We start from the raw sequence: 22,442 nt of genomic DNA, 5'->3' as shown, positions 1-22,442 counted from the left end.
AAAAATGGACAAATTTAACGTTGGTAAGCATATTTCCGGTAAGTTCAACGAAGAGCTTGGTGATGTGCGCAATCAAGTACTTACAATGGGCGGCTTGGTAGAAAAGCAGCTCAGTGATGCGCTAACGGCGATTCAAACCAATGATACTGAATTAGCGGATCGCGTGTTAGATAACGATGGCAAGATAAACGCCATGGAAATGCGCATTGATGCGGCTTGTGGGCAAATTATTGCGAAGCGCCAGCCTACTGCTAGCGATTTGCGGCTGGTGTTGGCAATTATCAAAACGATTTCTGATTTAGAGCGCATTGGTGATGAAGCTGAACGTTTGGCGCATGTTGCCAAAGCGTCGTTTAATAAAGACCAAGAGCACTTATTGGTAAGCCTAGAGAATTTAGGCCAGCAGGTTCTGTTGATGCTGCGCAATGTGCTTGATGCATTTGCGCGCATGGACGAAGAAGCGGCGTTTAGCGTACACCAAATGGATGCGAATGCGGATCGGCAGTATGAAGCGCTTACGCGTCAGTTAATGACGTACATGATGGAAGATCCACGCAGCATTCCAAAAATTATGGATGTAATGTGGTCGGCCCGCTCGTTAGAACGCATTGGTGATCGTTGCCAAAATATTTCTGAATACATTATTTACTTTGTTCGCGGGAAAGATGTGCGCCACATTTCACCCGAGATGATGGAAAACACGGTGCGCGGCCGCTAGTTTTAGTGCCGCTCGTTATAAAAAAACCAGTTCAACGTGAACTGGTTTTTTTGTTTTTCGGCGCCGAAAAATATTATCAAGTAGCCAACTTAATGCAGCACCCGACAACGAATAGTACCAGCCACTTCTTTTAGTTGCTCTAAAGCCGTATCAGCTTGCTCACTATCCACATCCATTACCACATAGCCCAGTTCACTATCGGTTCGCAGATACTGGCCGGAGATGTTCACGCCTAACTCCGCGAAAATCTGGTTGATGCGGGTAAGCACGCCCGGTTGGTTACGGTGAATGTGTAATAAGCGGCTGCTGTTTTCGTGCACCGGCAAGCTTACTTCCGGGAAGTTTACCGCCGAAAGGGTAGAGCCATTATCCGAATATTTAATCAGCTTATGCGCCACTTCAGTGCCGATATTCTCTTGCGCTTCTTGGGTGGAACCACCAATATGCGGCGTTAAAATAACATTGGGTAAGCCGCGTAAAGGGGAAACGAACGTATCATTATTCCCTTTCGGCTCCACTGGAAAAACATCTATGGCAGCGCCGGCAAGGTGGCCACTTTTTAACGCGCCTGCTAACGCGTCTAGATCAACAACCTGGCCGCGGGAAGCATTAATCAACGATGCGCCCGGCTTCATGAGTTCAAGCTCGCTCGCAGCGATTAGGTTCTGCGTAAGTTCGGTTTCAGGCACATGCAAACTCACCACGTCACTGGTTTGCAACAACGCGGCGAGTGAAGGCATAGGTAGCGCATTGCCGAGAGAAAGTTTGGTTTCAATATCATGAAACACCACACGCATGCCCAACTGTTCGGCAAGAATGCCAAGCTGCGTGCCAATATGGCCATAACCAATGATACCGAGCGTTTTGCCGCGCGCTTCATGAGAGCCGGTAGCTGATTTTAGCCAGCCACCTTGATGGCACGCCGCGCTTTTTTCCGGCACTTTACGCAAAAGCATGATCATTTCAGCAAGCACCAGCTCGGCAACACTGCGGGTATTGGAAAACGGTGCGTTAAATACTGGAATCCCGAGCTCACGAGCCGCCTGGGTATCTACCTGATTGGTACCAATACAAAAGCAACCAATGGCATTTAACTTTTCAGCTTTGGCAAGGACCTTACGAGTTAATTGCGTGCGCGAACGAATGCCCACAAAATGATACTCGCCGATAATATCGGCCAACTCATTCTCATTCATGGCTGTAGGCTTGCAATCGATTTCATGGTAACTGTGCTGCTGCAAACAGGTAATAGCGCTTTCATGCACCCCTTCAAGCAAGAGAATCTTTATCTTCTTTTTCGCCAGCGATAAAACGGGTGCCATGTTGAATCCTTTTTCAGAAATTAGTTATCAGCGAGTTTCATTTTTGTGTAACGTGGTTAACGTATCGCCATTGCTTATCAGCGCAATATCCGCGCCGCGTGCTGCAAACAAGCCGTTGGTTACTACCCCTGTAATTTGATTGAGTTTGTTCTCAAGTTCTATAGGGTTATCGATATGCAGATTATAAACATCAAGAATAACGTTGCCGTTATCCGTTACCACGCCATCACGATAAACCGGATCGCCGCCTAGTTTCACAATTTCACGCGCAACGTAAGAACGCGCCATTGGAATCACTTCAACCGGAAGCGGGAAATCACCGAGCATTTCAACTTGCTTGGAATCATCAGTAATACAGATAAATGTTTCGGCAACCGCCGCTACGATTTTTTCGCGGGTAAGTGCGGCGCCACCGCCTTTAATCATGTGTAGTTGTGAAGTAATTTCATCGGCACCATCAACGTATACCTGAAGTGCGCCCACGCCATTTAAATCATAAACCGGAATGCCATGATCTTTTAAGCGTTGGGTTGAAGCTTCTGAACTGCTTACGGCGCCTTCAATTTCCTGCTTAATATTCGCAAGGGCGTCAATAAAGTAGTTAACGGTTGAACCCGTGCCAACACCAACTATCATGCCAGGCTGGATAAATTCAATGGCTGCTTCAGCGGCTTGTTTTTTTGCACGGTCTTGGCGATTGGTAGGCTCTGCCATTGCTCGGAATCCTTGCTGTTGAGTTAAATATTTACGGCGTACGAGAATGGATAGATATTATACGGCTATTCGCTTGAGCTGTCAGTGCTTAAAGTTCCGGTAGCGGCAAATTGCCAATGCTTGCTGGGTGTTAAAACGTGCGCTAAAGGAATATCCCAGGCTTCTGTGGGTAAGGAAGGCGCTTGCTGACAATCGTGGGCAATTCCCATGAGTTGCAGGTTTGGATATGCTTGTTGGCGATAGTGCGCCAAGGTTCGATCATAAAAGCCTCCGCCCATTCCTAAGCGATTTCCTTGCGCATCGAAGGCCACGAGCGGCATACACATCAAATTGATTTGCGAAAGGGGAATAACCTGTTGGCACGCCAGCTTCGGCTCCGCTATGCCATATCGATTCTCATGCATTTGCGTTGTTGGTGTGTAGTGAACGAATAGTAAATGGCCGGCCACAATGGGGTGAATCACGGGTAAAGCAACACGGATATTCGCTTGCCACAATGCTTCGATAAACGCGTGTAAATCGGGCTCGCTGTCGTTACTTAAATAAACGGCTACGGTTTGAATACTTGGCTGTTCATTCACAAATTGCATGAGGCGCTGTGCCAGTGCTTTTTTCGCGCTATGTTTATGTTCAGCACTCAAAACATTCCGGCGTTGGCGAAAATACTTGCGCAATTCGTTTCGAGTGGCTTGCTTGTGTTCGAAGTGGTTACTCACAGCGGCTCTCTTTTAACGTTATCTTCGCTCGGATCTGAAAATGCCATAGAGCTGATTTATGCGTGCAGTTATCGGCTGGTGCTTTACAGCTTCACCGTAGCTTGCGAAACTAGCTTCATCATAACCACAATATAACATTCAAATACAAGGCACACCCATGAGCATTTCACGGATTATTTCGGTTTTTGCAATGAGCTGCACGCTTGTTGTGGTTGCTTTCAGCATGAACACTTCGGTTGCGTTCGCAAACGATAGCGTTAGCGAAGGGCCTTTTCAACGCATTATTTTACGGGGTGGCACCCTAGTCAATGGTGAAGGTGCACCGCCTGTGGGGCCAGTAGATATCGTGATTGAGGGCGATAGAATAGTGCGTGTTGATGTTGTGGGTTACCCGGGTGTGCCCATTCGCGAAAATGGTCGGCCAGAAGCTCGTCCAGGCGATCGTGAAATAGATATTAGCGGTCATTATGTGTTGCCGGGCTTTGTGGATATGCATGGCCATACAGGTGGTTCGGCGCCAAATATTCCGCCGGAATATGTTTATCAATTATGGTTAGCTCACGGAATAACTACGGTGCGCGAACCGGGCAGCTTTCGGGGCTTAGAATGGACGGTAGAACAAGCGCGAAAAGCCGCTGCGCATGAAATTGTGGCTCCGCGCGTTATTCCTTACGCTGGATTTGGTATGGGCTCGAGTGAGCCGATTATTTCTGCCGAGCAAGCCACGGCATGGGTAGAGCAAGCGGCCGAGAAAGGTGCGCAAGGCGTAAAATTCTTTGGCGCGCCACCACGGGTCATCGCGGCGGCTATTGAAACGGCGAATGCATTAGGGCTTGGTACCATGATGCATCATGCGCAGTTGAATGTAGTGCGCACGAATGTACTCGATTCCGCAGCCATGGGCTTAACCAGTATGGAGCATTGGTATGGCTTACCGGAAGCATTGTTCACCGATCGGGTAATTCAAGATTATTCAGCAGATTACAATTATCAAAATGAGCAAGATCGTTTCAGTGAAGCCGGGCGCTTGTGGGCGCAAGCCGCAAAACCGGGTAGCGAGCGTTGGAACTATGTTCGCGACAAATTAATAGAAATGGATTTTACCATTAACCCAACCCTTACCATTTACGAAGCGAGCCGCAATGCCAGTGCTCAACGCAATGCTGAATGGCACGCGGATTACACCTTACCTACACTGGAACGCTTCTTCACCCCAAGCCGTTATGCTCATGGTTCATATTGGTTCGATTGGACCACCGATGATGAAATTGCGTGGCGTGAAAATTACCGGTTGTGGATGGCATTTTTGAACGATTTTAAAAACCACGGCGGCCGCGTAACAACCGGCTCCGATGCGGGCTATATTTACAAAATTTATGGTTTTGGTTATGTGCAAGAACTCGAATTATTGCGTGAAGCCGGCTTTAATCCGTTAGAAGTAATACGTGCGGCAACCCTTTCAGGAGCCGAAGCGTTAGGCTTGGAAGATGATATTGGCAGCGTGATCCCGGGCAAAAAGGCTGATCTCGTTATCGTAAAAGAGAATCCGTTGCGTAACTTTAAAGTGCTATACGGAACTGGGCACTACATGCTGAACAGTGAAAATGAAGCGGTTCGCAGCCAAGGTGTTTTATATACCATGCGTGATGGTGTGCTCTATGATGCGCAGGCAATGTTGGCGAATGTTCGGGAAATGGTTCGGCAAGCGAAGGCCGACGAGCAAGAATAGGGTGTTCTCCAAGGTGCCGCTGCATCGTGGTAGCCCTTGAACCCAAAGGTTCAAGGCGGGTGCTGAACAAACTACCGCAGGCTTCCCACTGCATGGTGGGCTTGCGCACTGGCAGCTCGACAGGACCCTGGTCTAACGGTATCGGCTCAGGGACATGCACATGCTGGCAAACACCCCAGAGAACGCTGTACTAGTTGTTTATTCTGAATCCGGCTTAGCGGCAGCATCGATGGATTTTAATTCAGCGGCTGCGGCTTTCGGATTCCCAATCGCTTTCTCGATAGTGGCTTGCAATAAACCAATTTTATCTTCTAGCGCGGTAATCTTTTTCGTTTCGGCTGCTTTTTCTTGAATCCATTCATGGCACAAATTTAACGCCGCCATAATGGCAATTTGTTCCATATTCGTAAGCTTGGTTGATGTGCGCGTATCTACCATGCGCTCATCAAGCTGGCGAGCCGCATCACGCAAAGCTGTTTCTTGCCCATCTGGGCACATCACTCGATAATTCCGATCGAGAATTTTGATGTCCACAACATTACCACTCATGCGAGTTTCCTTCTGACCCAAGTTTTAGCGATTGCCTATTTCCTATAGCGCGAAGCATAACTATCCCGCTCGCAACTTGCAACGGGATTAACACAGCTTTTCTGGCTGCAAGGTAATTGCAGTGGTAGCATAAGCACATATTTAGCAGAAAACGCGGATTCCTTATGAGTGAAACTTCAGCACAAACGTTTGAACAGTTAAATCGGCAGTTGCAGGAAGAGAATATTATACTTAGCGCGGCCGAGGTACATGGAATGCTAACCGGTTTAATTGCAAGTAGTGCGCCCTCGAAAGAACGCGAATGGCTTGCAGCTATGGCTGATCTTGCGAATGAAGGCCAGAAATTTAGCGATAGCATGATCAACACGCTAGAAGTGTTACAGCAGCAAACCATCGTTGATTTAGCCAGCCATGATTTAGATTTCCAACTGATTTTACCAAGCGACGATGAGCCACTTAGCGATCGGTTAACTGCACTCACCGAATGGGCTCAGTGTTTTCTGGTCGGCTTTGGCATTCATCAACAGAATTTAGCGAAAGCTTCGGACGATTTAAAAGAAGCGATTCAAGATTTAGCCGAAATTGCACGCTTATCTTCTGAAGTAGCAACCGGTGAAGATGACGAACGCGCCTACTATGAAGTAAGCGAATACGTGCGCATTACCGCCATTATGTGTTTTAACGAGTTAGGCTCAACGCCGGCTCCGTCTGTTCCAAGTAATTCAACGTTGCATTGAGACCATGATGATAGCTGTATCTGAATTGCAGGCCCGCCGCGCGGCATTTATAAAATCCATGGTGCCCGGAAGTATTGCGGTATTTCCTGCGGCGAGTGAAGTGGTGCGTAGCCGCGATACTCATTTTCCGTTTCGTCAGGATAGTGATTTTTTCTATCTAACCGGCATCAACGAGCCCGATGCGGTGCTTGTGCTTGCACCTGAGCTCGAAGACAGTGAAATATTGTTTGTGTTGCCGAAAGATCCGCACGAAGAAGTATGGCACGGGCGCCGGCTAGGCACGGAACAGGCACAGCTATTGAGCGGAGTTTCCGCGTGTTATGAAAGCAGTACCTTAGATCTGCAGTTACCCGAGTTAATTAATGGTCATAGTGATTTATATGTGGCGTTTGAGCAGTTTCCAAGTTTCGAACAGCAGTTACGCGAAATATTAGCCACACTGCGAAATGCACCAAAACGCAGTAAAGTTGCGCCTGATCGTTTACATGATCCACGCCCCCAACTGCATCAGCAGCGCTTAATTAAATCCCCGGCAGAGCAGGCGTTGATGCGCAAAGCTGCGGAAATCAGCGTGGCAGGGCATCGCAGGGCTCTGGGGTTTGTAAAACCGGGCGTGCATGAATATCAGGTGGCGGCAGAATTACAGCACGAATTCACCATGCACGGAGCCAGCGGTGTCGCCTATGGCAGTATTTGTGGCGGTGGTGCGAACGCCTGTATTTTGCACTACACAGCAAATACCGATGTATTAAACGATGGTGATTTGATCTTGATCGATGCGGGCGCTGAATACGCTGGTTATGCTGGCGATATCACCCGCACATTTCCGGTAAACGGTAAATTTAGTAAGCCGCAGCGGGAAATTTATGAATTAGTTTTAGCATCGCAAGCAGCCGCATTTGAACATTTACAGCCAGGTTCAACGATAGTGAAAGCGCAGGAAGCCTGCATCGAGGTGCTTACGGCAGGCTTGGTGAAACTTGGGATTTTGCACGGCTCGGTGCGTGAACACATTGATAAATTAAGTTGCCGGCAATTCTTTATTCATGGTTTGAGCCACTGGTTGGGCCTTGATGTGCACGATGTTGGCCGCTATCAAAAAGATGATAAGCCGGTAAAACTTGCCGCAGGAATGGCGCTAACGGTGGAGCCAGGGTTGTATTTTGCGCCTGATAATACGGCGGTGCCTGAGCAGTATCGGGGGATTGGCGTGCGAATTGAAGATGATTTATTGATAACAGCCCAAGGCCACGAGAATTTAACTGCGGGTGTTCCCAAAAGTATTGAAGGAATTGAGGCGTTGATGGCGCAAGCACGCCGTCAACAGGAGCAAAGCCATGCGGCGCAACGTTGATATTGCTATTTCGGGTGGCGGCTTAACGGGTTGTTTAGCCGCGTTAGTATTACAACGAAAATTCCCCAGTGCCGAAATTGTATTGCTCGATCAACAGCAAGGCCCGGCTAAACAAGATCCGCGCGGGTTAGCCTTGGCCTTAAGAACACAGCAAGTATTGGCGGAACATGGTGTGTGGCAGGGCGAGCTATTGCAAAGCCCGGCAATTCAGCACATTCATGTTTCTGATGCCAATAGCCCCGGCACAACAACTATGCATGCCAGCCAAGAAAATTTACCGGCTCTTGGGTACGTCGCTATGGCTGGCGCGTTGCAGCAGGAATTATCGAAGCGCTGCACAGAAGCGACGTTTGCCCATCTTGAAGGTGTGCAAATAACCACGATCAATGCTGAAGATACCGCATTAAGGCTTGGCCTAAATAACGGCGAGCAAATAGCCACGAAATTATTGATTGTAGCGGAAGGCTCGAATTCACCAACGCGTACTAAGCTTGGTATTGCCATGCAACAGGAAGCCTACCCGCAAGTAGCGGTGGCTGCCAAAGTGCGATTTGCGAAGCAGCATCACAATTGGGCGTTTGAACGCTTTACTGCGGAAGGCCCGGCCGCTCTTTTGCCACAGGGCAAACACGAAGCGGCGTTAGTATGGTGTATGCATCAAGAAAACGCTCAGCAATTACAAGCCGCGAATGCCGCCGATCAAGTTCGCGCGGTGCAAAATATATTTGGTGCAGCGCCTGGGCGGATTGCCGAAGTAGAGTACCAAGCCACGTTTCCGCTGCAGTTAGCAATGGCGGAGCGCTTTATTGGCTATCGCGCCGTTGTATTGGGTAACGCTTGCCATACGTTGCACCCCGTTGCGGGGCAGGGTTACAACTTAGGTGTGCGCGATATTCTTGATTTGGCGACCAATATAACAGCGAGTGATTTTGGCGGAATTGAAGGGCTGAACCGTTACCAAGCCTTACGGAAACGAGATTACGCTGAAATTGTTGGCTTAACCCATGGTTTAGTAGCGGTGTTTTCCAATCAAGAACCACTATGGCGGAATATACGTAGTAAAGGTTTGTATGCACTCAGAGCCTGCTCGGTATTGAAAAAGCCACTGATGCGGAAGGCGATGGGCTTTCGCTCATTATGGTAATACGCTCTACACTGTATCTACGCACCAGAATTTAGGCATCGTAATCTAGGCATCGCAATTTTTTGGAGTTCTCATGGCATTACAACGCACTCAGGTTTTAATTGTTGGCGGCGGAATGGTTGGCTTGGCGCTCGCTATTTCGTTAGCTAAAGCTGGGCGCCGTGTGGTGGTGGTTGAGCGCAATGAACATCCGGAAACAATGCCGGAGCAGCCAACGTTGCGAGTAAGTGCTATTAATTCCGGAGCACAACAATGGCTCACCGAGCTCGGCGCGTGGGAACGATTACCGCAGGAACGAATTGCGCCTTATCAAGGCATGTCGGTTTGGGAGCATGATAGTTTTGGCAAGATTGAGTTTACTGCGGCGCAAGCTGATCTTGTTTCCTTAGGCACCATCCTCGAGAACCAAGTGTTGGTAGCGGCGCTTTGGCAACAGGCGAAAAACGTGGGCGTGGAATTGGTATCGGGCGTGGGCATTGCGAAGCCTGAGTATCACGAAAACGATGTTAGCGTTGAGCTGGATAACGGCAACGTAATTTTGGCGCAGCTGTTGGTAGCCGCTGATGGTGCTCGTTCGCAATTGCGCGAGCATGTCGGCACACCGGTTATCCATCGCGATTATGAACAACAAGGCCTAGTAGCAACCGTTGAATCAAGCGAACCGCATGAAGGTATCGCTCGGCAAGTGTTTCTTGCCGGTGGGCCACTCGCGTTGCTGCCGATGGCGAATCCGCACCAGTGTTCAATTGTGTGGAGTTTGCCAAGCACAGAAGCCCAAGAACTGTGCGGAATGCCCGAAGAAGCATTCAGCCAGCAACTCACAGTGGCGAGCAACAACTGTATTGGCTTATTAAAACCGGTAAGTGAGCGCATGAGCTTTCCGCTCGTGATGCAATATGCCCAAGAATGGGTGCATGGCCGCCAGGTGTTAGTGGGCGATGCTGCGCACACGATTCATCCGTTAGCAGGCCAAGGGGCAAATTTGGGTTTTGGCGATGCGTTTCACCTCGCGAATAAACTCAATGCCTTGGGTACGTTAAACGGGCAGTGGGATAACCATGAACTAAGCCGGGCGTTGCGCGGTTATGAGCGCGCACGGAAAGCCGCCGCGGTTCGGCATATCGCCACGATGGAAGGTTTCCACCAGCTATTTACCGGCACTAACCCGGTGTTAAAAGCCGCGCGTTCGGTTGGGTTAAGCTTGGTAAATCAAACCAACCCGGTAAAAGATTTCTTTCTTCGCCAAGCGAATGAACTGGGTTAGCAAAAAAATAATTTAGGCAGGGTTTAAATACTCGTGCAGGTATTCCAATAGATGCTCTGCCGCATCGTTTTTTCGAGAGCCGTGGCGCTCTAAATAAATACCTACCGTGCCGAGAGGTGGCAATTGTGGCAATAGCTCGGCACCTTTCATTTCTATCAAATCATTCGGTAACGAGCTGCGGGCGAGCACGGTGATACCTAAATCGCTTTTCAGTGCGCTACTAATACCCGTTAAATCGCTATTGGTGTAGGCAATTCGGCAGGCACTATTACCACTTTTTAGCGTTTGTAGTGCGCGGCGGCGATAAATGCAGCCCTCGGCGGCTAATACTAAGGGCACCGCACCTTGCCATTGAAAATCAGGGCGGCCGGCAACCCAAACTAATTCATCTTCTTTAACCTTTACCGAATCTTCCGGAGCTTGCTCCGCAACCGTGAGAATAATATCGAATTGCCCTCGGCTGGCGCCCAAACGCAGTTCGCGGCTGAGCGCAGAAGTAACCTCAAGTGTTATTTGCGGGTAGCTACTGGCGAATTGGCCAAGTATGCGTGGCAACAATGCCGTGGCAAACTCACTTGGAATACCTAGGCGCACCTGGCCAGATATTGGCGCTTTCGCAAAACGCGCAAGCAGTTGATCATGCATCGCTAGCAACTGCCGGGCACCTTGGTAAAGATCTTGGCCCGCGGGCGTCAGTTTTAGTTTGTTACCCTGGCGCTCGAACACGGCGTGATCAATGCGCTCTTCGAGGCGTTTTATTTGCAAACTGATGGCCGGTTGCGAGCGGCCCAGCCGTTCACCGGCTTGGGTGTAGCTTTGCAAATCGGTAACCGTAATAAACGAGCGTAGGCTTTCTAACGATAAGCTATTCATTTTGGCGTACTCAGGCAGTTAATCGCGTATTTGATGCGTGTACTTGGCGCGTGTATATGGCGCTTCAAATATCGTCAAAGTGATTGTTGCTATTAATAATATCAATTTTAGCGTACGAAGTATAAATTTTATAAATACTGTTATTGTGGTTTTTAATTTGTTGCAAAGGCACTTGGCTTCTATAATGATGCCCATTCTGATTGCACAAAAAAACTACAGAGAAGTGAGCGCAACTTATGGCATTAACTGCGACGAAACGTACTCCGCTTTACCCGAATCATTTGGCTGCTGGCGCGAAAATGGTTGATTTTCATGGTTGGGATATGCCGTTGAATTACGGTTCTCAAATTGAAGAACACCATGCAGTGCGCCGCGATGTTGGCATGTTCGATGTATCCCACATGACTATAGTGGATGTTACCGGCCGTGATGCGAAACCTTACCTACGCCACCTGTTAGCGAACGATGTGGCAAAACTGCAAACTCCAGGTAAAGCACTTTACAGCGCTATGTTGAATAACGACGGCGGTGTAATCGATGATTTGATCGTGTATTTCTTCAACGAAGATTCTTACCGTTTGGTTGTTAACTCAGCCACACGCGATAAAGATATGGCGTGGTTAGAAACACAAAGCGGTGAGTTTGATGTTGCCATCACTGAGCGCACAGAATTTGCCATGATCGCGGTACAAGGCCCAGCAGCGAAAGAGAAAGTTGCAGTATTAATGAACGCTGAGCAACACGCGCAAGTGAGTGAGCTTAAGCCTTTCGTGGGTATCCAACTAGACGATTTGTTTGTAGCAACTACTGGCTACACCGGTGAGGCTGGCTACGAAATTATTATTCCAAATGATACTGTAGGTGCCGTGTGGGATAAATTAATCGCTGCTGGCGTTAAACCATGTGGTTTGGGTGCGCGTGATACGTTGCGCTTAGAAGCCGGTATGAATTTATATGGCCAAGATATGGATGAAACCGTATCGCCATTAGCCGCTAACATGGCTTGGTCGGTAGCGTTTGAACCAAGCGATCGGGATTTTGTTGGCCGTGCCGCATTAGAAGCACAAAAAGCTGCAGGAACCGAGAAGTTAGTTGGTTTGGTTATGGAAGAAAAAGGCGTGCTCCGCGGTGGCTTAAAAGTAATTGTGGAAGGTGGTGAAGGCGTTATTACTTCAGGTACTTTCTCGCCAACTTTAGGTTACAGTGTAGCGATGGCTCGAGTGCCACAACCTGTTGGCGAAACCGCTCAGGTGGAAATGCGCAAAAAATTAGTTACAGTAAAAGTTGTGAAGCCGTCTTTCGTTCGCAACGGCAAAGCGGTTAGCTAACCATTCGGTTGGCAAGCGTTCTAAAATTGATTCAATTAATAACAACACAGTGCCTGTAAAGGCTTAGGTAAGGGTTAAATCATGAGCAATGTACCAAACGAATTAAAGTATGCATCCTCACACGAATGGATTCGCAGTGAAGGCGATGGCGTGTACACCGTAGGTATTAGTGAGCACGCTCAAGAATTATTGGGCGATATGGTTTTTGTAGAACTGCCTGAAGTAGGCGATAACGTTGCTGCTGGCGATGATGTAGCAGTTGCTGAATCGGTAAAGGCCGCTTCTGATATTTATGCGCCTATCGCGGGTGAAATTTTATCGGTAAATGAAGAATTGGAAGATTCTCCAGAATTGGTAAACAGCGACCCTTACGGTGATGGTTGGTTATTTAAGATTAAAGCCGACGATGAAAGCGAATTAGAAAGCTTGCTTGATGCGGAAAGCTACGCTGCTTCAATTGAAGAAGAATAAGCATTAAAGCACGAAGAGCCCTGGCAGATTGCCGGGGCTTTCTTCTTACTTTCGCGCGTTAAATCATTAAGTGCTGCGCATGTTTGCGCGTTTTAACGCGAACGAAAGTAAAGAAAATTTAGGTATGAACGCCCGTAATTTCTTAAACACTGTAGCGATAATTACAGTAAACCAGGATCAGGCAAATGAGCAGTAAAACGCTAACCCAGCTAGAAAATCACGAAGAATTTGTATCCCGCCACATCGGCCCAGATGCCCAAGAACAGCAAGATATGCTGGCGCTTGTAGGGGCCAAAAGCCTTGAAGATATGACAGCACAAACCGTGCCAGGCTCGATTTTGCGCGAACCATTTTTGCAAGTAGGCGGCGCCATGACAGAGCGCGATGCGCTTGCACGCCTGCGTAAAATAGCAAAGAAAAACAAAGTGTTTTCTAGCTACATTGGTATGGGTTACTACGATACTTTGTTGCCAAATGTGATTCTGCGCAACGTTTTAGAAAATCCGGGTTGGTACACTGCTTATACGCCTTATCAGCCAGAAATTGCGCAAGGCCGTTTACAGGCAATTTTGAATTTCCAACAGGTAACCATTGATTTAACTGGTATGGAAATGGCCAGCGCATCATTGTTAGATGAAGCCACTGCAGCGGCAGAAGCGATGGCGATGGCGCAGCGCGTGAGCAAATCAAAATCGAACGTATTCTTTATTGCCGATAACGTGTTTCCACAAACCGTTGATGTAGTAAAAGCACGGGCAGAAATGTTCGGCTTCGAAATCGTGCAAGGCGCGTGGCATGAAGCGGCAAATTACGATGTGTTTGGTGCGTTACTACAAAGCCCAGCCGAAAATGGTGAGCTTCTCGATTTAACCGACGTAATTGCAGCGGTTCAAGCCAACAAAGGTTTAGTGGCAGTAGCTACTGATTTAATGAGCTTAGTTGCTTGTAAATCACCGGGTGAAATGGGCGCGGATATGGTGTTCGGTTCGGCGCAACGCTTTGGTGTGCCAATGGGCTACGGTGGTCCACACGCGGCATTCTTTGCAACCCGTGAAAAATTCAAACGTGCGTTGCCTGGCCGTATTATCGGTGTATCAAAAGATTCACGCGGTAAAACAGCTCTGCGTATGGCTATGCAAACCCGTGAACAACATATTCGCCGCGAGAAAGCGACGTCGAATATTTGTACCGCGCAGGTGTTGTTAGCCAACATCGCATCGTTCTATGCGGTTTATCATGGCCCTGAAGGCTTGAAAAACATTGCTGGCCGCATTCACCGCTTAACCGATATTCTAGCGGCAGGCTTAACTGAGAAGGGCTTCACGCCAGTTAATTCTACTTGGTTCGATACCATTACTATTAAAGCTAGCGGTGATGTGCGCAACGCTATTTTAGAGCGCGCAACAGCGGCAGAAGTGAACTTCCGCACCGATCGCCCAGGTTTCCTTGGTATTAGCTTAGATGAAGCGAAAAACCGTGCAGATATCGATACCTTGTTCAATGTGATTTTGGGCGAAGGCCACGGCTTAGATGTGGATAACCTAGATGCAGATTGCGCTGATAAAGGCGCGTCTATTCCGGCGAACCTCAAGCGCGAAAGCAAGTTCCTAACCCACGAAGTATTTAACCAGTATCACTCTGAAACTGAAATGCTGCGTTATATTCGTCAGCTTGAAGGCAAAGATTTAGCCTTGAATCACAGCATGATTTCATTGGGCTCGTGCACCATGAAGTTGAATGCTACCGCTGAAATGATCCCAATTACATGGCCAGAATTTGGTGGTTTGCATCCGTTCTGCCCATTAGATCAGGCGCAGGGCTATGCAGAAATGCTGGAAACCCTTTCTGATTGGTTAATTGATATCACTGGCTACGATAACCTTTCGATGCAACCAAACTCGGGCGCACAAGGTGAATACGCCGGTTTATTAGCGATTCAACGCTATCATGCAAGCCGTGGTGAAGCGCACCGCAACGTATGCTTGATTCCAGAATCAGCACACGGTACCAATCCGGCTTCAGCACAAATGGCGAGCATGAAAGTAGTGGTTGTTGCGTGCGATAAAAAAGGCAACGTGGATATCGCCGATTTACGCGCGAAGGCCTCAGAAGTAGCGGATAACCTGAGCTGTGCCATGGTTACCTATCCTTCTACGCACGGCGTATACGAAGAAGGTATTCGCGAGATTTGCGATATCGTGCATGAGTTTGGCGGCCAAGTTTACATGGATGGTGCCAACATGAACGCGCAAGTAGGGGTTACATCACCAGGTTACATCGGCTCAGATGTTTCTCACTTAAACTTGCATAAAACCTTCTGTATTCCGCATGGCGGCGGCGGACCTGGCATGGGCCCTATCGGTGTGAAAAGCCACTTAGCTCCGTTTTTACCGGGCCACGTATTAAGCGATGGCAACGGTTTAGCGAAAGGCAATGGCGCGGTTTCTGCTGCACCTTATGGCAGTGCCAGCATTTTGCCTATCTCGTGGATGTATATCGCCATGATGGGCAGCGCCGGCTTGCGTAAAGCTTCGGAAGTAGCGATTTTGAACGCCAACTATATGGCCAAACGCTTAGGTGAACACTTCCCAATCTTGTTCACTGGCCGAAACGACCGTGTAGCGCACGAATGTATTATCGATTTACGCCCGCTGAAAGAAGAAACCGGTATTGCGGAAATTGATATTGCTAAGCGCCTGCAAGATTTCGGGTTCCACTCGCCAACCATGAGCTTCCCAGTAGCGGGTACGCTAATGATTGAGCCTACGGAATCAGAATCAAAAGCAGAAATGGACCGCTTCTGCGATGCCATGCTCGCGATTAAAGCTGAGATTGATAAGGTAGCTGCGGGCGAATGGCCAGCGGATAACAACCCGCTAGTGAATGCACCGCACACCTTGGCTGATGTAACAGGTGATTGGCAGCACCCATACACTCGTGAAGAAGCATGCTTCCCGAAAACATGGCTGCGCGACCACAAGTTCTGGCCAAGCGTAAACCGCATTGATGATGTTTACGGCGACCGCAACTTAGTTTGCAGCTGCCCACCGTTATCGGCTTATCAGGAATAAGCTGTTTGCCGTAAATAAATCGTTTAGAAGTTAAAGCCCGCCTTGTGCGGGCTTTTTAATGGCCGTGTATCTGCTTCAGCCAAAGCACATTATCAACTTGCCTAATTGTGTCAAGCAGTTTATGGTTTACGTTATCGATTAAATAATAGGCAAGCATGCGAACACAAATGAGCATGCACGTATCGTATCGTATCGTACGAACACAGGGAGCCGATCATGAAATCTTCAGTATTCATCGACCCCGCACGCCTTTCTTTGTTGTCAATACACCACGTGTGCATAGTATTCAAATGTTATGCTGAAAGGGACGTATTCAAGTGACTAAATCCGAATACCATAAATCAGTAGGTGCACTACGAACTAAATACCAACAGAGCATCAATGACGTATTCATTTGGAGTTCGCTAGCCATTGAGGCACTCGAAGGTGCACTGGGTGATGAAGCCTTACTAACAGCGAAAAAATTCCCTGTTCCATCGAAGAAACCAGAAAAGAAGGTTAATCGAACAAAGGAGCAAGTTGCCAAGATTGTTCAAAATGCAAAAGAGCATGAGCTTCACAAATCAATATTTTCCTATCTGGTTGCGCAGGTTGAGGCATTTTTAAACGAAGTGCTTTCGTTAGCATTGAGGTTTGACGAGAAAAAGTTGAAAACCAGAATTCAAGGTGTAGATCATATTAAAAAAATAGATGTAAACGAGGTTATAGACAGGCCTTCACGTTCAGAGCTTATCGAGTCACTCATTGAAAAGGAACTAATATCTCTATTTTACGCTGCACCGACTCTTCAATTTCAGTATATGGAAATCGTTCTCGATATTGAGCTTGAAGAAGACCTGAAATCTTCCTGGATAGAAATCAAGGCATCCAGAGATCTTTTAGTGCATAACTCAAGCTTGATCAACCGGATATATATTAAGAAAGCTGTCGATTTCGCACGCGGAAGTGAAGGCCAGAAGCTTATTATGGATAGAAATTATATGAATGAATCTCTTGCAAACATGAAGTCACTTATCGGCAGAATAAGCTCAAGAGTACAAAAAAATGCTAAATCTGCATAACAAACACATTAAAAATCGCCCACAAAAAACGTGTGCTGGGCACGCTAACGCTCGCCTTTTATGTGGGCGTTATACAGTGTGGAGTAATTTCACTTTCGACCCAAAGCAGACACAATATAAAAACAGGGATTTATAGTAATGGTGGCACCTTTTAACTCTCACCTCGTGCTGGAACAGCGTATTTCTGATGCGAGTCTAAAAGCATATTGTGCTGGTTTTGATCAAAATCAATTTCGTTTTGAGCCCTTAGTTGACGTACTAACAAAAGTTATTCCTGAATTTGCGCTTGGTTACCATGAAGGAAAGTCAATCCCAATTGAATTGGTAGTTGAGAAACTAAGGGAAGCTGCTGCAACAGTATATACAACTGAAAAATATCATAAGCGAGGCGAATTTGGTGAGCTTATATTGCATTTGTTATTAAGGGATTTTCACAACACCATACCTCTAATCTCAAAAATATACTTCAAAGATTCTGAGAATTCAGTAGTTCATGGATTCGATGGAGTCCACATCACGGTTGGTGGCGATGGCAAAAAGCTATGGCTGGGAGAGTCGAAACTATATGCTGATGGAAAAGAAGGTGTTAAAGAGTTAGCTAAAGATGTGTCCAATCATGTTAATGCTGACTTTCTTAAGAGAGAGTTTAGTTTATTAAAAAGAAAAATACCTGAAGATACGCCAGATATTCAGTACTGGCGAGATTTGATGGCCAAAGAGCAAAAGTTAGAAAATATATTTTCTAGCATTGTGATACCAATGGTATGCACATACAGCAGTAGCTTATACCAAAATCATGCCGAGGCCACTCAACAATATATCGATGACTTCTCAACCGAAATATATAGTTTGAATTCGATATTTTCAGATAAGTTAATCGATACAAATGTCGAAATAGTTTTAATGTTGTTGCCTGTACCTGATAAATCAGAATTAAATGCCGCATTAGATAACAGATTGAAGAACATGCAGGGGATTTAGTATGGAAGAATTATACCTAGAGGCGGCTAATTATCTCAATTGCGAAAATCTTGACTTTGAAAAGTCATATTTTATTTGTGATGCTTGTTCTAGCTTGCTTGGCAGTGAGGATTTTGAAACAAAAGGACGGGATTTACTTATTAGATCAATCGATGCAAGCAGCACATTTCACATAGGCGTAAAGCCTATGTTAAACGATCTGATTGAATGTGCCGGTCTATATCCTTATTTGGGTGATGTAGATAATGAAATTTCAGCTCTCCGCAAGGAGTATCATAAATCAAGATATATTGAAGACGTATATCTTCATAGTTCACAACAGCAGATTTCGGAAATTTTAGAGCAATCTAAAAGTGTTGTTTTGAGCGCTCCTACCAGCTATGGGAAAACCCTGCTTATACATGAATTAGTATCCAGCCATAGATATAGAAATATTATAATTATTCAGCCAACTTTGGCTTTACTTGATGAGACAAGAAAATCGTTAAGTAAATATAAGGACTATAAACTAATTGTGTCCACACGGCAGGAGGCAAATCACGAAGGAGGCAATATTTTTCTTTTCACCGCCGAGCGTGTTCTTGAATTCAATGACTTCCCTAGTATTGATTTTTTTGCAATTGATGAGTTCTATAAACTAAGCATCACTCGTGACGATGATAGAGCAATTGTGCTAAATCAAGCGTTTTACAAACTTCTTCAACTCACAAAAAACTATTATTTACTTGGACCTGTTGTAACTGATCTTGAAGATGAATTTAAAAGTAATCTTAATTTTGAATGGGTTAAAACCGATTTTGCGACTGTAGCTGTAAATGAACACTATGTTGGTGAATATAGAAAAAATGAAGAAGATAAAAAGAAGATGGATCTATATAATCTTCTAGTTGGCCTAGATGAGCCAACATTAATATATTGCTCTTCTCCAGACAAAACAAAAGAACTTGCTTCGGACTTCATAAAATTTCTATTGAACCAAGCTTTAAGCTATCCATCTGAACAAAATTCTCACGTTGTAGAGTGGTGTAGAATCAACATTCATGACTCATGGTCATTCAATGATTTTCTTTTGCAATCAATTGGCGTTCATCATGGGGAGATGCCGAGACACCTTGGTAGTACGTTGGTTGATCTTTTTAATAATGGTGATATTCAGTTCCTTTTTTGTACCGCGACCCTTATAGAGGGAGTAAATACGAGTGCAAAAAATGTCATTCTTTATCATAGGAAAAAAGGCCCAAAAAAAATAGACTTCTTTGATTTCAAAAATATTGCTGGTCGAGCCGGAAGAATGCGAAAGCACTTTGTAGGCAATGTGTACAAAATGGAGAAGGAGCCTGATCAGCTTAGTTTTAATGTTGATGTACCAATAATCTCTCAAAAAAATGCTCCTGATGATATTTTAATGTATATGAATCAAGCTGATCTTACTCAGGATTCTAAAAATCAAATTAAAAAATATGATGAAGTTGATCTAGGGTTGATGACTCTTGTTAAGCAAAATTCAGGCATGCCAATAGATGGACAAATATCTTTAGTAGAGGCGATTTTAGCAAATGAAGAAAGTTTAAGAGGCTTGCTATGCTGGACAGGCTATCCCAAATATGAACAGCTTGCGACAGTGATTGATTTAGCTTGGACACATTTATTAAGAAATACAGATACAAAGGGCAGAGTTTGGTCATCCAAACAATTAACGTTTTATACAAACTTATATTTTCAGTCTAAAAGTTTAGGGGCGTTTATTGCACGGCTAATTAACAAAGGAAATTCACCAGAAGATGCAATTTCAATAGCACTAAGTACAATAAGGACGTGGTTTCAGTTTAAGTTGCCTAAGTTACTCATAACAGTCTCTTCTTTACAAGAGTATGTTTTCAAAGAAAATTCTGGAAACTATAATTATTACGCCACTCAAATTGAGCACGGTTTCTTGCCGCCAAATCTATCTGAATTAATTGAGTATAATATTCCAACCTCACTAGCAAAAAAATTTGAAGGATTTATTTCTGAAGACGACTCAATAGAAGCTATCATAAGCAAGATAAAAAACGTGGACTGGGGCCGATTAGGACTAATTCCATATGAAGAGCTATTGTTAAAGAGGTTGATAGAGTAATTAATGTGCGCCTTTGGACTTTCAAGTGACGGTACGGATAGCGGATAACAATCGCAGGCACGGCGACGGCTTTTCCGTTTCGGCTTCTCCTACACCACACAGCCGCGCGTGCTGGCGGGCGTCAAGAGTAATGAAGTTCAACCCATGAGATGAAGGAGGATGGACGATGAAAATATGTCAAGTATGGGGAGATTTAAGCTCAGAGAAATCGGGCGAAAACTACCCGACAGATTTATTCTGTGATGAATGCTTTGAGTCGATGAATCCTGGCAAGGAAGACTCTGGAATAGTCGCCTACCAAGATGATGATGGTTCATTCGGAGACACATGCTCAAGCTGTGGTAAGACCACAGACGAAGAGGAAGAATAGCAAGCTTGATGCTCATGGGATGCCCCATTGCTCAAATTCATAACAAGGCGCAGCAATTCGCGCCGTTAACACTTACCCCAGTATAAGGAGAAGCTGATTGGAATACTTTGTTGAGTGGCTATCGTTGACGTCCAATCTGTTCACAATCGTAGCGTCAGGCATAGCTATCTATTTGTTTGTGGCAAAGCGAAAAACCATATCTTCATTGGTTGATGTGCTGTTCAACTACACATACCAGCTCACATTGTCGGAGGTTAAAGAAAAGATCGAGAGATTAAATGAATATAACGCCAAGGATCCAGAACAATGCGAGAAGATAATAAACATATTCAACGAGATAATCGGCCAAATTAGGGGCAACGATAACTTGAAGACAATTTTTGCCGAAATGCTAGGAGAACTCGAGAGTCTCGTCGCTGACAAGAGAAGGTTAACCGAACCGAAGAAGCGCGCTGCTGTAAGCGAGCTTCGTGAGCGGCTGCGGCACCTTAACGTCAAGAGTATCGATAATTTGGTTGGAGAAAATGAATAATGAGCAAGATAGTTAGAGCTATAAATGTAATGGTGTCGAACCCGGACCTGATTAATAACGTATTAAAGGGTCAGCACCACACTGAGTATTTTTTTAAATACGAGAATAAACACAACTGGTCTATCTTTAGGAATCATGAAGGTGTCTATTATTTGCAATATTACCCTGGAGAAGTCGATTTAAGCGATTTGGCTGGAATCCCAGACCAACAATGGGAGGAGGCTGCGCCAGAGTCTGTTGCATACAACACAAAGGATTTGGCTACAAAAGAGGCTGTAGAATCCTTTCGCGATCTCTATGCGATAGTCAAGGAGAAAGTCTATGGGATGGATGAGGTTCTTGATGACATTATCGGTGGAAACATTCCGTTTTAGCAATCGCGTCTACCTAGACGGGTTTTCCGCTAGCACTTCAAACAAGCCCGTAACGCTGGCGTTAAATCTAGAGAGGGTTATGAATTGTCTATCTGATAGGCCGTACACAGACAATGAAAGTCGATTGGCTGACGTTATATCCGCCAGTCAGGTGGTGGCCACTTATAAATTCGATTTTGCCAGTTGGGCAGACCGAATTTCTGGGGATGAAGGCCAAGCTGAGTATTGGCGTCAAATTTTCGAGCAGCATCCTGAATTATTCAGGTTCGATCGTGGCAGAATGAGAGCCTCTCGATGTTGATAGGGAAGAAAAAATTTCTAGAGATGAATTTAGAGCGTTGTCGGACGAAGCGAAACTTAGAATAACGAGATCACCTCTCGCCAATTCTGACATCTCGACATTGATTAGCACTGCAATCAATTTGCATTCACAGGAGATCGAACACAAGAAAGACTTTCGTTGGTGGATTGCCGGCGTAATGGGTTTGGCAGGTGTCATTCTTGGGAATGTAATCAAAGCGTTGGCGTGTTAAGGCATTTAACAATGCCAGTCACGGCGACGTCAACTACATTGCGGCTTCGCCTCCATTTCGTAGCCGTACGTTTTGAGAGGCGTTATGCATCATGAGCGGTATTAACGAAATGAACCCTGTCGCTATACTACATCGCTGGTTTAACGAGAATAACGATTATTTCATTTCTATTTGCAGCGAGCTCAAATTTAAGGATTCCGGTCGGGAAGCTGCCTGCGTTGATCTAGAAACACGAACTCATATTATTTCGATATGCTCCTGGAACCGTGTCTTGTGCCTCGATATTCAAATAACGGAAATCGAATCAGAAGAAAGCAGTTTTCCACACACGGGAGAATGTGAGTCAATTGAAGAATTCAAAGGCCACTTAGCGCGTGTTCTTTGGTGGCTTAAAACTGAAAAAATATATGTATAACAAGTCAAAGCACGCCGATTTGGCAAAGTGGTCATCTTTTTTGCATGCTTTATGTGCTCTCGGTAAA

21 protein-coding genes and 1 other RNA gene are annotated in these 22,442 nt (G+C 45.9%); 16 read left to right on the top strand and 6 right to left on the bottom strand.

Annotation, left to right across the window (positions count from 1 at the left end):
• Positions 1-4 precede the first annotated feature (4 nt).
• Positions 5-718: a phosphate signaling complex protein PhoU gene (phoU, locus tag CWE13_RS09535; RefSeq protein ID WP_126808124.1), complete on the top strand. Its 714-nt coding sequence runs from the start codon at positions 5-7 to the stop codon at positions 716-718.
• A gap of 89 nt (positions 719-807) precedes the next feature.
• Here phoU and serA read toward each other — a convergent pair whose 3' ends face one another.
• From serA to CWE13_RS09520, 3 genes are all read right to left on the bottom strand, one after another.
• Complete coding sequence (gene serA / locus CWE13_RS09530) at positions 808-2,040, bottom strand: phosphoglycerate dehydrogenase (protein ID WP_126808122.1); 1,233 nt, start codon at positions 2,038-2,040, stop codon at positions 808-810.
• Positions 2,041-2,067: 27 nt separating this feature from the next.
• Positions 2,068-2,754 (bottom strand): ribose-5-phosphate isomerase RpiA, encoded by a 687-nt coding sequence (gene rpiA / locus CWE13_RS09525; protein ID WP_126808120.1) that lies wholly within the window; start codon positions 2,752-2,754, stop codon positions 2,068-2,070.
• 65 nt (positions 2,755-2,819) lie between these two features.
• Positions 2,820-3,470 carry a 5-formyltetrahydrofolate cyclo-ligase gene (locus CWE13_RS09520; RefSeq protein ID WP_126808118.1) on the bottom strand — a complete coding sequence of 217 codons (651 nt, stop codon included), beginning with the start codon at positions 3,468-3,470 and terminating at the stop codon, positions 2,820-2,822.
• A 157-nt stretch (positions 3,471-3,627) separates the two neighbouring features.
• Between CWE13_RS09520 and CWE13_RS09515 the strand changes: the two genes are divergently transcribed.
• Positions 3,628-5,199, top strand: a complete 1,572-nt coding sequence (locus CWE13_RS09515; protein ID WP_126808116.1) for an amidohydrolase family protein — start codon at positions 3,628-3,630, stop codon at positions 5,197-5,199.
• Between the two features lies 1 nt (position 5,200).
• On the opposite strand, the gene ssrS is transcribed toward CWE13_RS09515, so the two are convergent.
• Both ssrS and CWE13_RS09505 read right to left on the bottom strand, forming a co-directional pair.
• Positions 5,201-5,384: non-coding RNA, 6S RNA (ssrS, locus tag CWE13_RS09510), on the bottom strand.
• Between the two features lie 13 nt (positions 5,385-5,397).
• Positions 5,398-5,748 carry a cell division protein ZapA gene (locus tag CWE13_RS09505; protein ID WP_126808114.1) on the bottom strand — a complete coding sequence of 117 codons (351 nt, stop codon included), beginning with the start codon at positions 5,746-5,748 and terminating at the stop codon, positions 5,398-5,400.
• Positions 5,749-5,912: 164 nt separating this feature from the next.
• Here CWE13_RS09505 and CWE13_RS09500 point away from each other — a divergent pair, with 164 nt between their 5' ends.
• The 4 genes from CWE13_RS09500 to CWE13_RS09485 all read left to right on the top strand — a co-directional run bounded on the left by CWE13_RS09500 (position 5,913) and on the right by CWE13_RS09485 (position 10,247).
• Positions 5,913-6,485, top strand: a complete 573-nt coding sequence (locus CWE13_RS09500) for a UPF0149 family protein (RefSeq protein ID WP_126808112.1) — start codon at positions 5,913-5,915, stop codon at positions 6,483-6,485.
• 7 nt (positions 6,486-6,492) lie between these two features.
• The gene (pepP, locus tag CWE13_RS09495; RefSeq protein WP_126808308.1) at positions 6,493-7,839 is read left to right on the top strand and encodes a Xaa-Pro aminopeptidase; all 1,347 of its coding nucleotides are present in this window, start codon (positions 6,493-6,495) and stop codon (positions 7,837-7,839) included.
• Positions 7,823-8,983 (top strand): FAD-dependent monooxygenase, encoded by a 1,161-nt coding sequence (locus tag CWE13_RS09490; protein ID WP_126808110.1) that lies wholly within the window; start codon positions 7,823-7,825, stop codon positions 8,981-8,983. The genes pepP and CWE13_RS09490 overlap by 17 nt, the downstream gene beginning before the upstream one ends.
• Before the next feature lie 73 nt (positions 8,984-9,056).
• Positions 9,057-10,247 carry an FAD-dependent oxidoreductase gene (locus tag CWE13_RS09485; RefSeq protein WP_126808109.1) on the top strand — a complete coding sequence of 397 codons (1,191 nt, stop codon included), beginning with the start codon at positions 9,057-9,059 and terminating at the stop codon, positions 10,245-10,247.
• Between the two features lie 12 nt (positions 10,248-10,259).
• On the opposite strand, the gene CWE13_RS09480 is transcribed toward CWE13_RS09485, so the two are convergent.
• On the bottom strand, positions 10,260-11,120 hold the full coding sequence (locus CWE13_RS09480; protein WP_126808107.1) for a LysR family transcriptional regulator: 861 nt from the start codon (positions 11,118-11,120) through the stop codon (positions 10,260-10,262).
• Between the two features lie 236 nt (positions 11,121-11,356).
• Between CWE13_RS09480 and gcvT the strand changes: the two genes are divergently transcribed.
• The 10 genes from gcvT to CWE13_RS09425 all read left to right on the top strand — a co-directional run bounded on the left by gcvT (position 11,357) and on the right by CWE13_RS09425 (position 22,375).
• Positions 11,357-12,448, top strand: coding sequence for a glycine cleavage system aminomethyltransferase GcvT (gene gcvT / locus CWE13_RS09475; RefSeq protein ID WP_126808105.1), 1,092 nt, complete (start codon positions 11,357-11,359; stop codon positions 12,446-12,448).
• A gap of 81 nt (positions 12,449-12,529) precedes the next feature.
• Entirely contained in the window at positions 12,530-12,919 is a 390-nt protein-coding gene (gcvH, locus tag CWE13_RS09470; RefSeq protein ID WP_126808103.1) for a glycine cleavage system protein GcvH, read from the top strand.
• A 185-nt stretch (positions 12,920-13,104) separates the two neighbouring features.
• The gene (gcvP, locus tag CWE13_RS09465; protein ID WP_126808101.1) at positions 13,105-15,990 is read left to right on the top strand and encodes an aminomethyl-transferring glycine dehydrogenase; all 2,886 of its coding nucleotides are present in this window, start codon (positions 13,105-13,107) and stop codon (positions 15,988-15,990) included.
• Positions 15,991-16,307: 317 nt separating this feature from the next.
• On the top strand, positions 16,308-17,051 hold the full coding sequence (locus CWE13_RS09460) for a hypothetical protein (protein ID WP_126808099.1): 744 nt from the start codon (positions 16,308-16,310) through the stop codon (positions 17,049-17,051).
• A gap of 138 nt (positions 17,052-17,189) precedes the next feature.
• Entirely contained in the window at positions 17,190-18,032 is an 843-nt protein-coding gene (locus tag CWE13_RS09455) for a HamA C-terminal domain-containing protein (protein ID WP_126808098.1), read from the top strand.
• A 1-nt stretch (position 18,033) separates the two neighbouring features.
• Entirely contained in the window at positions 18,034-20,151 is a 2,118-nt protein-coding gene (locus CWE13_RS09450) for a DEAD/DEAH box helicase (protein ID WP_126808096.1), read from the top strand.
• Between the two features lie 166 nt (positions 20,152-20,317).
• Complete coding sequence (locus tag CWE13_RS09445) at positions 20,318-20,521, top strand: hypothetical protein (protein ID WP_126808094.1); 204 nt, start codon at positions 20,318-20,320, stop codon at positions 20,519-20,521.
• Between the two features lie 97 nt (positions 20,522-20,618).
• Complete coding sequence (locus CWE13_RS09440; protein WP_126808092.1) at positions 20,619-21,053, top strand: hypothetical protein; 435 nt, start codon at positions 20,619-20,621, stop codon at positions 21,051-21,053.
• Positions 21,053-21,427, top strand: coding sequence for a hypothetical protein (locus CWE13_RS09435; protein WP_198677941.1), 375 nt, complete (start codon positions 21,053-21,055; stop codon positions 21,425-21,427). Before CWE13_RS09440 ends, CWE13_RS09435 begins: the two co-directional genes overlap by 1 nt.
• A gap of 624 nt (positions 21,428-22,051) precedes the next feature.
• Positions 22,052-22,375, top strand: a complete 324-nt coding sequence (locus tag CWE13_RS09425) for a hypothetical protein (protein ID WP_126808090.1) — start codon at positions 22,052-22,054, stop codon at positions 22,373-22,375.
• Positions 22,376-22,442 lie beyond the last annotated feature (67 nt).

This window comes from Aliidiomarina shirensis (assembly GCF_003987345.1).
Taxonomy (GTDB): domain Bacteria; phylum Pseudomonadota; class Gammaproteobacteria; order Enterobacterales; family Alteromonadaceae; genus Aliidiomarina; species Aliidiomarina shirensis.
The sequence above is the reverse complement of the archived record's forward strand: the minus strand, read 5'-3'. Positions and strand labels throughout refer to the sequence as shown.